This is a genomic window from Pseudomonas sp. KCJK9000, from assembly GCF_046230725.1.
Taxonomy (GTDB): domain Bacteria; phylum Pseudomonadota; class Gammaproteobacteria; order Pseudomonadales; family Pseudomonadaceae; genus Aquipseudomonas; species Aquipseudomonas promysalinigenes.
In genome coordinates this window covers 29,406-41,706 of record NZ_JBJJLN010000041.1, presented here as the reverse complement: position 1 = coordinate 41,706, position 12,301 = coordinate 29,406, and the positions used below count along the sequence as shown (strand labels likewise).

Below are 12,301 nucleotides of genomic sequence, written 5' to 3'. Positions count from 1 at the left end.
GGGTGGATCAGTCATCGTGAAGCGTCTCGAAGATCAGGTCCGAAAATTCCTCGCCGTACTTCATCCCTTTAGTGCTTCCGAGGTAAGCTCCCGCCCCGGTTATGGCTATTCCGCATATGAACACGGCTTTAGGATGTCCGATTCTCCAGCAAACTTTTGCAGCAGCTTTAGCTCCCGCCTTGCCTCCAGCCCAGCCCCCGGCCAAGCCACCGGAGAAATTCCCTGCCTCAGTAACTTTGACCTTTTCGCAGGCCCTGGCGTCGCCCGCTAGGCACACGTCGGAAATTTTCACTACCGAGCCGACACCACCAATTCCAATGCCTATACGCCCCCCTGCCTTCAAATACTTGGAAATGCTTGCCAGTTTATCCAGGTGTGTTGAGTATCCGGGGATCTGGCCAGGTGTCCCTGCTTTGCTCCAGTGATGAACCAGGCTTTTTGATGAGATGCCCAAATCCCGACGCAACCTTTCATAGTTGCCAAGGTCAAGGCGCTTGTTCAGCACGGTTGCTTTGAGGGCCGTATCTAATTGTTTGAGCAGCTTCATGCGTTCGGCGAAAAACTCACGACTCCGCAGGTGTCCGTGCTTGGCAAATTGCTGCTGATGCAACTCTTCAATCTTTCGCAAGATAAGGGTTATGTCGCCCAGCGACTTTGCCATCATCGCTTCACTCACTCCGACTGAGAGGCTAATTTCGCTGAGCCACCCTGCAATTTCCGCCTGATGCCGCACCATGAATTCCGCCTCTTCTGGCGTCAGGCTCGCCAACGCCTCCCGCGCCTGTTTCGCCGCGCTCATCGCATGCAACTCTTCCTGGGTACAGACCGGTCGACTCAGGCCGTCGCCGATCACGAAGATCTCTCCCGCCTTGAACCCCTGCTGATAGGTCGGATTCAGGCGCTCCAGAAGCGAGCGCGGCAGGTTGGCCTGTGGCGCGCCGAGCTCAAGCAGGACCTCCTGGTACGTCATGCAACGCGGGATGATATAGAAGCCAGGCTCCATGCCTTGCGATACCGGCGATGGCTGGAATGTCTGGGGCGAGTAGGTCTCCCTCACGGACGTATTGGCGCGGGCTTGTGCAGGCGCCTCAAAGGCGGCTGTCGGCGCAGGCGTTTGGCGGGGAGCGGGGCGTTGGTGCAGCGGGGCAATGACACGATTGTCGCCCAGCGGACACCCGCACTTCACCAGGGCGCCATCCAAAGCTGTGGGGATGTTGTCCTGCCTCCAGCGTGGCTCGCCTTCGATGATGGTACCCGCTTCACCGCAGCGCGGGCAGGCGGTGGTCTGGTCGCCTGTGAGCAGCCAGTCACTGCCGTGGACGCGGCCCCTGGCCTTACCGGCAATGCAGACGGCGCCGGTGGTGGTTTGGTCGCCGTCCAGGCCTTGACCCCGGCCGAAAATGTTCATGCGTTGGCTCATGGCTCACCTCTGTTTCGAAGATGGAAGCCTGGAACCTAGCAGCCAGGAGGCCGTTATTTTCGGGGTAGGGGCAGTTTCGGAAATGTCCTACAGCATTCGAGGGGTTGGATGTCGCGAGCTGTTGCTAAGTGTGCCGACGTTCTCGCGAGGCAGGCAAAACCAACGCCAATCCATCGTTCCCTAAATGGAACGCTAAAGCCAAAAAACACGGTCTATCGGCCAAAAGGTGTTGGTTTTAATCTTCTCCCATCAACGCGAAACACCCAACTTACCGACAAGCAAATCCTTAGGAGCTACCACCATGACCAACTTCAAATACAACCGCCTGAACAAAGACGACGCTGCCGTACTGCTGGTCGACCACCAGGCTGGCCTGCTGTCCCTGGTCCGCGACATCGAGCCAGATGCGTTCAAGAACAACGTGCTGGCCCTGGCAGACCTCGCCAAGTTCTTCAACCTGCCGACCATTCTCACCACCAGCTTCGAGCAAGGCCCTAACGGCCCGCTGGTGCCTGAGCTCAAGGCACTGTTCCCGGATGCGCCTTACATCGCCCGCCCTGGCCAGATCAACGCCTGGGACAACGAAGATTTCGTCAAGGCAGTGAAGGCCACCGGCAAGAAGCAACTGATCATCGCTGGCGTGGTGACTGAAGTGTGCGTGGCTTTCCCGGCGCTGTCGGCCTTGGAGGAAGAGTTCGATGTGTTTGTGGTCACCGATGCCTCGGGCACCTTCAACGCCATGACCCGTGATGCCGCCCACGACCGTATGAGCCAGGCCGGTGCGCAACTGATGACTTGGTTCGGCGTGGCCTGCGAGCTGCACCGCGACTGGCGCAACGATGTCGAGGGGCTGGCAGCGCTGTGCTCCAACCACATCCCGGACTACCGCAACCTGATGACCAGCTACAACGCCTTCAACGCCGGCAAGTAAGCCGACCGCCAGCGGGCACCGCCATAAGGTGCCCGACAGCGGCCACCCACTCAGCAGATCTACCGCCCGTGCGCCGTAGCCCAGTGGATGCGGGCAAGTCATCCCGAGGAACGCCGATGAACACCGCATTCCAAGACAATCGCAACGTGGTGACCCTGGTCATCCAGCACAAGGCGCGCGCCGAATCACTGAGTGAATACGAGGCGTGGCTCAAGCGCACCGTCAGCGCCGCTCGCCGCCAGCCCGGGCATCTGGACGTCAATGTCATCCGACCCGATGCAGGCGGCCTACACTTCACCACCGTAGTGCGCTTTGCCGATGCAAGCCAGCTGCAGGCTTGGGTCAACTCGCAAGAGCGTCAGGCGCTGGTCGATGAGGTACTGCCGTTGCTCGATGGGGGCGATCACACCCAGGTTCATGAAGACCCGGAGTTCTGGTTCACCCCGCCGAGCGTCAACTCGGCCCAACCGCCGCGCTGGAAGCAGGCGCTGCTGACCTACCTGGTGATCTGCCCGATGACCCTGGTGGTGCCGCAGTTGCTGGCGCCGTTGTTCGCCCGCTTCCCGCTGCTGGGTGGCCCGGTTCTCGGAAATTTGATCGGTAACTTGTTCGTCATCCTGCCCGTGGTGTTCTACATCATGCCGTGGGCCACCCGTCGCTGTGCCAACTGGCTGCGCGGCTAAGCCGCCTTAGCCCTCAAACCTGCAAGGAGATATCGACATGACCACTCTCGTTACCCGCGATGGCACTTCCCTCTATTACAAGGACTGGGGCACTGGCAAGCCGGTGCTGTTCAGCCACGGTTGGCCACTGGACGCTGACATGTGGGATTCGCAGATGGAGTTCCTGGCTAGCCGAGGCTACCGCACCATCGCGTTCGACCGTCGTGGCTTCGGCCGTTCCAGCCAGCCTTGGACCGGTTATGACTACGACACCTTCGCCGACGATATCGCCGAGCTGATCGAACACCTCGACCTGCGCGATGTAACCCTGGTGGGCTTTTCCATGGGCGGTGGGGATGTCAGCCGCTACATCGCCCGCCACGGTAGCGAGCGGGTGGCCGGGTTGGTGCTGCTCGGTGCGGTGACACCTGTGTTCGGTAAGCGCGATGACAATCCCGAGGGCGTCGACCCGTCGGTATTTGCAGGCATTCGCGAGGGTTTGCTGGCCGACCGTGCCCAATTCATCGCTGATTTCGCTACGCCGTTCTATGGCATCAACCATGGCCAGCAGGTTTCCCAAGGGGTACAGACCCAGACCTTGAACATTGCCCTGATGGCCTCGATCAAGGGCACGCTGGATTGCGTGACAGCGTTCTCGGAAACCGACTTCCGTCCAGATATGGCCAAGATCGATGTGCCAACCCTGGTGATCCACGGCGATGACGACCAGATCGTACCGTTCGAAACCACCGGCAAGCAGGCCGCACAGATGATCCCGGGGGCGCAGCTGAAAGTGTATGCAGGGGCGCCGCACGGGTTCGCGGTTACCCATGCCCAGCAACTGAATCAAGACTTGCTGGCATTCCTCAGCCGCTGAGGGCACCGGGCCGCATTGCGGCCCATTTACCGGTTCGGCCAGCAGCGCACCTGAGCTGGGCTAGCCTGCTACAACCCACTGCACATCTACCCGAGGAGGCTCCATGACCGCCGACCTGATTCTGTTCAACGGCAAACTGCACACCGTTGACCGCGAAAAGCCCACTGCCACCGCCGTCGCCATCAAGGACGGCCGCTTCATCGCCGTGGGTAGCGACGCTGAGGCCATGGCCCACAAGGGTAGTGGCACACAGATCATCGACCTCAAGCAGCGTAGGGTGATACCGGGGCTTAACGACTCGCACCTGCACCTGATACGTGGCGGACTGAACTACAACCTGGAGCTGCGCTGGGAAGGCGTGCCGTCGGTGGCCGATGCCCTGCGCATGCTCAAGGACCAGGCAGCGCGCACGCCGACTCCGCAGTGGGTGCGGGTGGTCGGTGGCTGGAACGAATTCCAGTTCGCCGAAAAACGCATGCCGACCCTCGAAGAGATCAACCAGGCAGCGCCCGACACCCCGGTGTTCCTGCTGCACCTCTATGACCGTGCACTGCTCAACCGCGCCGCGCTCAAGGCGGTTGGCTACGACAAAAGCACCCCCAACCCGCCGGGTGGTGAAATCCAGCGTGACAAGTTCGGCAACCCCACTGGCATGCTGATCGCGCGCCCCAATGCGATGATCCTCTACGCCACCCTGGCCAAAGGGCCGAAGCTGCCACTGGAGTACCAGGTCAACTCCACCCGCCAGTTCATGCGCGAACTGAACCGCCTGGGGCTTACCAGCGCCATCGACGCCGGCGGCGGCTACCAGAACTTCCCCGACGACTACTCGGTGATTCAGGAGCTGGCCGACAAAGACCAGCTGACCGTGCGCATTGCCTATAACCTGTTCACTCAGAAGCCCAAGGAAGAATTGGACGACTTCAGGAAGTGGACCTCAAGCGTCAAGTTGCACAGCGGCACCGACTTCCTGCGTCACAATGGCGCTGGCGAGATGCTGGTGTTCTCCGCCGCCGACTTCGAGGACTTCCTCGAACCACGCCCGGACCTGCCGCAAACCATGGAAGAAGAACTTGAGCCGGTGGTGCGCCACCTGGTCGAGCAGCGTTGGCCGTTCCGCCTGCACGCGACCTATAACGAATCGATCACGCGCATGCTCGACGTGTTCGAGAAGGTCAACCGCGACATCCCGTTCAATGGCCTGCCGTGGTTCTTCGACCATGCCGAAACCATCACCCCGCAGAACATCGAGCGCGTGCGGGCACTGGGCGGCGGTATTGCCATTCAGGACCGCATGGCCTTCCAGGGCGAGTACTTCGTCGACCGCTACGGTGCCAAGGCCGCCGAGCAGACCCCACCCATCCAGCGCATGCTCGACATGGGCGTGCCGGTCGGTGCAGGTACCGATGCGACTCGTGTGTCCAGCTACAACCCTTGGACTTCGTTGTACTGGCTGGTCAGCGGCAAGACAGTCGGCGGCATGGAGCTTTACCCGCAAGGCCTGAGCCGCGACACCGCTTTGCAGCTGTTTACCCAGGGCAGTGCCTGGTTCTCCAGCGAGCAGGGCAAGAAAGGCCAGATCAAGGTTGGCCAGCTTGCGGACCTCGCGGCATTGTCGCTGGACTTCTTCAGTGTCGAAGAAGAGGCGATCAAGGGTATCGAGTCGGTGCTGACCATCGTCGACGGCAAGGTGGTGTACGCCGCTGCCGAGTTCGACAAGCTCGGCCCGGCCCAGGTGCCAGTGCTGCCGGAATGGTCCCCGGTGACCAAGGTGCCAGGGCATTGGCGGGTAGGCACACCTTCGCTGGCAGCGGTGGCGCACCAGTGTGTCGGGCCTTGTGGGGTACATGCCCACAGCCATGAAAAGGCGCGGCATTCGAGCGTACCGATCAACGACTTCCAAGGCTTCTGGGGCGCGTTGGGTTGCTCCTGTTTCGCCTTCTGAACCAGTAGTAGTGGGGGCCTTCACCGGCCCCCTTTGCGTTCTGCCAGCCTTTTCAAGCCATGTCGCTGAGGGCGAATTCTTCGGCCAGGTGATCGATCAGTGCCCGCACCGAAGGCAGCAAGCCCCGCCGCGATGGGAAGATCGCATGGACGATGCCGCAGCGCGGGTGCCAGCCTGGCAACAGCTCCACCAGGCGGCCCGCCGCCAGGTCCTCGCGCACGGCCACCGTTGGCAAGTGGGCGATGCCCACACCGGCCAGCACGAAGTGACGCAAGGCGAACAGGTCGTCGGTGACCATGCGCGGGGTGTGCGCGATGACAATGCTGCGGCTATTGGCCTCGCCCTGGAACAATTCCCACTGGTACTCCCGCTGCGCCCCGCCCCAGTGAACGCTAGGCAGCGTGCCCAGTTGCTGCGGCTCGAAGCCTTCGGGCAGTTCAGCCAGCAAGCGCGGGTGCCCGACCAGGCACTGGGTGCTATTGCTTAGCACTTTCATCACCATGTCGGTGTTTTCGAGCGGCGGAAAGCGCACCCGCAGCGCAATGTCGAATCCCTCGTGCAGCAGGTCTACGCGCCGGTTGGTGCTCTCTATGAACAGCTCCACCTGCGGGTACTTGAGCATGTAGCGGGTCAGCATCGGCCCGACCCAGGCATTGAGCAGGGTGGTTGGGCAACTGATGCGCACCAGCCCGCGCGGCTCGCTGCGGTTGCGTTCGATGATCTCGGCAGCGCCCTCGGCCTCCACGCGCATGGCCAGGCAGCGGTTGTAGTAGGCCTGGCCGATCTCGGTCAATGAACAATGGCGGCTGGTGCGGTGCAGCAGCCGCACGCCCAGGCGCTCCTCAAGGTCAGCGATGCGCCGGCTGAGCTTGGACTTTGGCATGTCCAGCGCCCGGCCGGCCGGTGCAAAACCACCGTGCTCGACGACTTGGGTGAAGTAGTAGAGCGAGTTGAGGTCTTCCAATGAGCGTTCTCCAATCGGAACGTTGTAGGCAATTTGGGCAGTCTAACGCCGTCAAGGGGGTGATTTAAGTAGCCTTGCTTTATTCGCGTGATGGCGAGGACAGACCAGCTTCAACCCGTTCACGCTTTTGTCGCCTTTCAGTTCATCTGATTTGTCGCAAGATTTTTCATGAAATACGATCTCGGCCCTTGAGAGAAGCAAAGTGGAAGTGAACAATGTTCTCTTTCGCATTCCCTCCGAGACTGGCCATGAAAACCCGTTCCCGTCTGCTCGCCTGGCTGCCGGCCGTATTGCTTGGCCCGGTGCTGGCGTTATGCAGCGCCCAGGCGCAGGCCCAAGCCCCCGCCGAAGCCGCCAAGGCCCTGCATCTGCTGGATTACATCGGTGCTGACTACCCCCCAACCGTTGCCAACGGCAAGGTGGTCGATGACGGCGAATACCGTGAGCAGCAGGAATTCAGCAGTGTGCTGGCGGACTTGATCGAAGGCCTGCCGAACAACCCTGAGCACGCCGGTTTGCAGCAAGGCGTGCAAGCGTTGCGCCAAGCCATCGATCAGCGCCAGGACGGCCCGGCGGTGGCCAAGCAAGCACGCCTGTTGGGCGCGCGCTTGGCGGTGGCCTACGAGGTCAGCCAGGCTCCCGTCATCACCCCGGACGCTGCCCGAGGCGCTGCGCTGTATGCGCAGAACTGCGCCATCTGCCATGGCACCAGCGGCGCCGGTGATGGCCCTGCTGGGGTAGGCCTGGAGCCCCCGCCAGCGAATCTGCGTAACACCGAACGCATGGATCAACTGAGCCTGTTCGACCTTTACAACACGTTGGCGTTGGGGATCGACGGTACCGAAATGCCATCGTTCGCTGACCAGCTCGACGAACGCCAGCGGTGGGACGTGGCGGCCTACATCGCCAGCTTCAGCGCCAAGCCAGAAGCGGCCGAGGGCGCTAAGACCTGGAACATCGCCGACCTGGCCCGCCAGACCCCTGCCGAAATCGCCGCCGCTGAGGGCGCTGCTGCCCTGGAAGCGTTCCGCGCCCAGCGCGCTCAGCCGCCCCAGGTCAAACGCGGCCCGGCGCAGTTGCTTGAATATACCGCCAGTACCCTGGACAAGAGCCTGGCGGCGTACCGTGCGGGCGACCATGACCAGGCTTACGACCTCTCGGTAGCGGCTTACCTTGAAGGCTTCGAACTGGTCGAGAGCTCGTTGGACAACATCGACACCGACGCGCGTAAAAGTACCGAAAGAGCCCTGATGGCCTACCGCCAGTCGCTGCAGGATGGGTTGCCCGTGGCCCAGGCCGAGCAGCGTCTGGCTGCAGCCAAGGCCAAGCTCGACCAAGCCGCCAAGCTGCTGGGTAGCGATGGCCTGAGCTGGTCCCTGAGCTTCGTCTCCGGCCTGCTGATCCTGCTGCGTGAAGGCCTTGAGGCCATTTTGGTGCTGGCTGCAATTCTGGCCTTCCTGCGCAATACCGGCCAGCACTCGGCCATGCGCAGCGTTAACATCGGCTGGGCCTTGGCTTTGGTTGCAGGCTTCGCCACCTGGGCTGTGGCTGCCTATGTGATCGACGTTGGTGGCGCTCAGCGCGAACTGCTGGAAGGTAGCACCGCTTTGTTCGCCAGCGTGATGGTGCTGTGGCTGGGCGTGTGGATGCACGACCGTCGGCATGCCGCTGCCTGGCAGGATTACATCAAGAGCAGCCTGGTCAGTGGAGGGGGGCGCTTTGGCTTCGCCGTGCTGGCGTTCTTCTCGGTGTACCGTGAGCTGTTCGAGGTGATTCTGTTCTACGAAACCCTGTGGCTGCAGGCTGGCCCTGCGGGGCATCAAGCGGTGCTGGCGGGCGGCGCCACGGCGATGGTGCTGCTGGTAGGCCTTGCCTGGGTTATTTTGCGCGGCTCGGCGAAGCTGCCATTGTCGTTGTTCTTCAGCATCAACGCAGGATTGCTGTGTGCCCTGTCGGTGGTTTTCGCCGGGCATGGCGTGAAAGCGCTGCAAGAGGCAGGCGTGCTGGGCACGCGGCCGATGGCGTTCTTCGAGTTCGATTGGCTGGGTATTCACCCTGACGTGTATTCACTCACTGCTCAGGCAGTGGCATTGCTGGCCATTGTGGTGTTGTATGGCCGCAGTCGCCTGGCCGAAAAGCGCCGGGCTGTGGTTTGAAGGTGGAGACTGCTGGCATGTTCGCGGTTGACGCCGCTTCGGTAGGTTGGCGCTGGTCTAAAAGCATGCGCAGTCCTGCTGGGCGGGTTCACCTGCGAAGGGGCTGGCGCAGTCATGAAGGTATCTAAAACAATGCGCATCTGGATCGACGCCGACGCCTGCCCAAAGGCAGCCAAGGACCTGATCGTCAAATTCGCCCTCAAGCGCCAGCTGGAGGTAGTCATGGTGGCCGGCCAGGCCGTAGCCAAGCCGGCCTTCGCGATCGTGCGCCTGATCGTGGTCCCTAGCGGCATGGACGCCGCCGACGATTATCTGGTCGAGCACGCCGTGCCTGGTGAACTGGTGATCTGCAGCGACGTGCCGCTGGCTGACCGCCTGATCAAGAAGGGGGTGGCCGCCCTGGACCCGCGTGGCCGCGAGTTCGATGAACGCAACATGGGCGAGCGCCTGGCGGTGCGTAACCTGTTCACCGAATTGCGTGAGCAGGGCCAGGTCGGGGGCGGGCAGGCGCCCTATGGCGAACGCGAAAAGCAGGCGTTCGCCAATGCCTTGGACCGGATTCTTACCCGCCTGAGCAGGGGCTGATCATTCCCCTTCGTGGGTCAGTTCCAGCACTCGGTCAACCAGCTTGTAGATACCACTGGCTGCTTCGCTGATCGACGTGGCGACCATGTAGGCAGGGGTGGTAACCAGCTTGCGCTGGGTGTCTTCGACGATGTCGTGTACATCGCACTGTTCGTGCTTGGCGCCCATTTTTTCCACAGCCGCTGCGGTGCCTTCGTCATTGCCGATGGTGCAGACCACACCTGGGCCATAGATCTTCGCTGCCAATGCGGGCGAAATACAGATCAAACCGACTGGTTTGCACGCTTCGGCAAAGGCTTCGGCCAGCGCCAGCACCTCCGGATTCACGGTACATTCCGCGCCTTGTACGGCAAAGTCGGACAGATTCTTCGCAGCCCCAAAGCCGCCCGGCACAATCAGCGCGTCGAAGTCCTCGGCCCTGGCTTGGCGAATATCTTTGACCTCACCACGGGCGATGCGCGCCGATTCAGTCAGCACATTGCGTGACTCGGGCATTTCCTGACCGGTCAGGTGGTCGATCACGTGCATCTGCGCAACGTTGGGCGCAAAGCACTGCACCTGCGCACCGCGCTGGTCTAAGCGCAGCAGGGTGATCACGCTTTCGTGGATTTCGGCACCGTCGTAAACCCCACAGCCGGAAAGAATCACCGCTACTTTCTTGGTCATGCTCATTACTCCATTTTCGAGGTGCTAAATGTCCCTTAGTTTGGCAGATGTGGCCATAGGGATTACTGGGGGCGCGTCCTACTCTTTGTGAATGAACTCCGAGAGCGTTGCCCATGGATCTGATTCTGCTGGCCGTGCCGTTCTTCTTCGTGTTGATTGCGCTGGAGCTGCTCGCCGACCGTGTGCGCCAGCAAAGCAACTTCACCCTGGCCGACTCGATCAACAGCCTCAGTACCGGTGCGCTGTCCACCACCACCGGCTTGTTGACCAAAGGTGTAGGGTTGCTGAGCTATGCACTGGCCTGGGAGCATCTGGCGGTACTGCGCCTGCCCCAGAACAGCGGCTGGGTGTGGCTGCTGGCCTTCGTCCTGTATGACCTTTGCTACTACTGGCTGCATCGCCTGGGCCATGAACGTAACGTGCTGTGGGCGGCGCATTCGGTCCATCACCAAAGCGAGGAGTACAACCTCACCACCGCGCTGCGCCAGACCAGTAGCGGCTTCCTTTTTTCTTGGATCTTCTATCTGCCCATGGCGTTGCTGGGCGTGCCGCCTGTGGTGTTCGTCACCGTGGCGTCGCTGAACCTGCTGTACCAGTTCTGGGTGCATACCCGCCACATTCCCAAGCTCGGTTGGCTTGAGTGGGTATTGATCACGCCGTCCAACCATCGCGTTCACCATGCGCAAAATCCTGCTTACTTGGATCGCAACTATGGTGGTGTGTTCATTATCTGGGACCGTCTGTTTGGCACCTTCAAGGAAGAAGACCCGCACGAACCGGTGGTTTTCGGTGTGACCACGCCCTTGGCCAGCTGGAACCCGTTGTGGGCGAACCTGCAGTTCTATGCCCAACTGTGCAGCGATGCCCGCCGTACACGCCGTTGGCAAGACAAGCTACGCATCTGGTTCATGCCCACTGGCTGGCGTCCGGCCGATGTCGCGGCCGCTTATCCACAGGCTAAGCAGAACCTGGCGTTGTTCCACAAGTTCGAAGTAGCACTGGGCCGGGCTTGGCAGGTGTACGTTGCGGTGCAGTTCTTGGCTTACATCGCTTTGGGCAGCTACTTGATGGAGGTGGCCGAACGCGTACCCGTTGCCGCTCTGGTGTTGGGCTGGGCGCTGATGGCCTTTGGGTTGTTCGTGTTGGGCGCGGCACTGGAAAATCGGCCGTGGGCACTGCGCCTGGAGTTGGTGCGCTTGCTCACGTTGGTGCCGGCGCTATACCTGGCCGCCACCCTGGGCTTAGCGGTGGTCTTGCCCGTGTTCTGGCTGCTTCTGGGCGGCTACTTGCTGCTCAGCGTTGTCGGCCTGCTCTTGTGCCGCAGCGCGGCGCTCGGCGCGCAGGGTCCGAAAGCGCCGGCGCAGCCACAGCAGGATGCCCAGCAACAGCAGGGCGCCGAGCACCCATAGCTCGTACTTCTTGATGCTGCCCAGCATGCCTTCGAGGATGGCGCCAAAATGGTAGGCGGCAAGGCCCAGCGCCAACGCCCAGACTGCGGCACCTATACCGTTGAGCAGCAAGTAACGGCGCGGCGAGTAACCGGACAGGCCGATGGCTACCGGCATGACCGTGCGCAGGCCGTAGACGAAGCGAAAGCTCAGCACCCAGATGTCCGGATGGCGACGGATATGCTCCAGCGCACGGTCACCCATGGCTTGCCAGCGCGGCTTGCGCGCGAGGATCTTGCGCCCGTGGCGCCGGCCCATGAAATACCACAGCTGATCGCCAGCGTAGCTGCCGCAAAACGCCACCAACACCACCAGCTTGATGTCCATGTATTCGCGGAACGCGAGGAACCCTGCAAGTACCAAAATGGTCTCGCCTTCGAAGAAGGTGCCTAGAAAAAGGGCAAAGTAGCCGAAATCCTGCAGGAATTGTTGGAGCATTTTCTGAGGTGCTGGCGAAATGAACGCGCAGCCTACCCCTTCGCGCGCGTTCGGGAAAGTGTCCAAATGTGTCTCGACGTGAACATTTCCTACACAGACAATACCGACAGCTTCAAGTCGCGCCTTGCGCGAAGCTGTCACACAGCCGTCATAATGGACGCTTATCTTGCCGCTCAATTGATCATAGGGCGTTAACGTCCTCAGGAACG

General features: G+C 61.4%; 10 protein-coding genes and 1 pseudogene. 7 read left to right on the top strand and 4 right to left on the bottom strand.

Annotated features, from left to right (window positions below; genetic code table 11):
- Window positions 1–7 precede the first annotated feature (7 nt).
- Window positions 8–1,420 carry a PAAR domain-containing protein gene (locus ACK59H_RS17230; protein WP_409264665.1) on the bottom strand — a complete coding sequence of 471 codons (1,413 nt, stop codon included), beginning with the start codon at window positions 1,418–1,420 and terminating at the stop codon, window positions 8–10.
- A gap of 301 nt (window positions 1,421–1,721) precedes the next feature.
- Here ACK59H_RS17230 and ycaC point away from each other — a divergent pair, with 301 nt between their 5' ends.
- The 4 genes from ycaC to ACK59H_RS17210 all read left to right on the top strand — a co-directional run bounded on the left by ycaC (window position 1,722) and on the right by ACK59H_RS17210 (window position 5,835).
- Window positions 1,722–2,351 (top strand): isochorismate family cysteine hydrolase YcaC, encoded by a 630-nt coding sequence (ycaC, locus tag ACK59H_RS17225; RefSeq protein ID WP_060477200.1) that lies wholly within the window; start codon window positions 1,722–1,724, stop codon window positions 2,349–2,351.
- Window positions 2,352–2,467: 116 nt separating this feature from the next.
- Entirely contained in the window at window positions 2,468–3,034 is a 567-nt protein-coding gene (locus ACK59H_RS17220) for an antibiotic biosynthesis monooxygenase (RefSeq protein WP_060477199.1), read from the top strand.
- A 37-nt stretch (window positions 3,035–3,071) separates the two neighbouring features.
- Entirely contained in the window at window positions 3,072–3,890 is an 819-nt protein-coding gene (locus ACK59H_RS17215; protein ID WP_186476190.1) for an alpha/beta fold hydrolase, read from the top strand.
- Between the two features lie 103 nt (window positions 3,891–3,993).
- Window positions 3,994–5,835 (top strand): amidohydrolase, encoded by a 1,842-nt coding sequence (locus ACK59H_RS17210; RefSeq protein ID WP_261744379.1) that lies wholly within the window; start codon window positions 3,994–3,996, stop codon window positions 5,833–5,835.
- Between the two features lie 52 nt (window positions 5,836–5,887).
- On the opposite strand, the gene ACK59H_RS17205 is transcribed toward ACK59H_RS17210, so the two are convergent.
- Window positions 5,888–6,799 (bottom strand): LysR substrate-binding domain-containing protein, encoded by a 912-nt coding sequence (locus ACK59H_RS17205; RefSeq protein WP_060477196.1) that lies wholly within the window; start codon window positions 6,797–6,799, stop codon window positions 5,888–5,890.
- A 215-nt stretch (window positions 6,800–7,014) separates the two neighbouring features.
- On the opposite strand from ACK59H_RS17205, the gene ACK59H_RS17200 reads away from it, so the two are divergent.
- Both ACK59H_RS17200 and ACK59H_RS17195 read left to right on the top strand, forming a co-directional pair.
- Window positions 7,015–8,955: an FTR1 family protein gene (locus tag ACK59H_RS17200; RefSeq protein WP_409264664.1), complete on the top strand. Its 1,941-nt coding sequence runs from the start codon at window positions 7,015–7,017 to the stop codon at window positions 8,953–8,955.
- Between the two features lie 132 nt (window positions 8,956–9,087).
- Complete coding sequence (locus ACK59H_RS17195; RefSeq protein WP_060477194.1) at window positions 9,088–9,540, top strand: YaiI/YqxD family protein; 453 nt, start codon at window positions 9,088–9,090, stop codon at window positions 9,538–9,540.
- Here the strand turns inward: ACK59H_RS17195 and elbB are convergent, their stop codons facing one another.
- Window positions 9,541–10,206, bottom strand: coding sequence for an isoprenoid biosynthesis glyoxalase ElbB (gene elbB / locus ACK59H_RS17190; protein WP_060477193.1), 666 nt, complete (start codon window positions 10,204–10,206; stop codon window positions 9,541–9,543).
- Window positions 10,207–10,319: 113 nt separating this feature from the next.
- On the opposite strand from elbB, the pseudogene ACK59H_RS17185 reads away from it, so the two are divergent.
- Window positions 10,320–10,898: pseudogene (locus tag ACK59H_RS17185) on the top strand (sterol desaturase family protein); the annotation flags it as partial.
- 549 nt (window positions 10,899–11,447) lie between these two features.
- Here the strand turns inward: ACK59H_RS17185 and ACK59H_RS17180 are convergent.
- Window positions 11,448–12,092: a DedA family protein gene (locus tag ACK59H_RS17180; protein WP_186476194.1), complete on the bottom strand. Its 645-nt coding sequence runs from the start codon at window positions 12,090–12,092 to the stop codon at window positions 11,448–11,450.
- Window positions 12,093–12,301 lie beyond the last annotated feature (209 nt).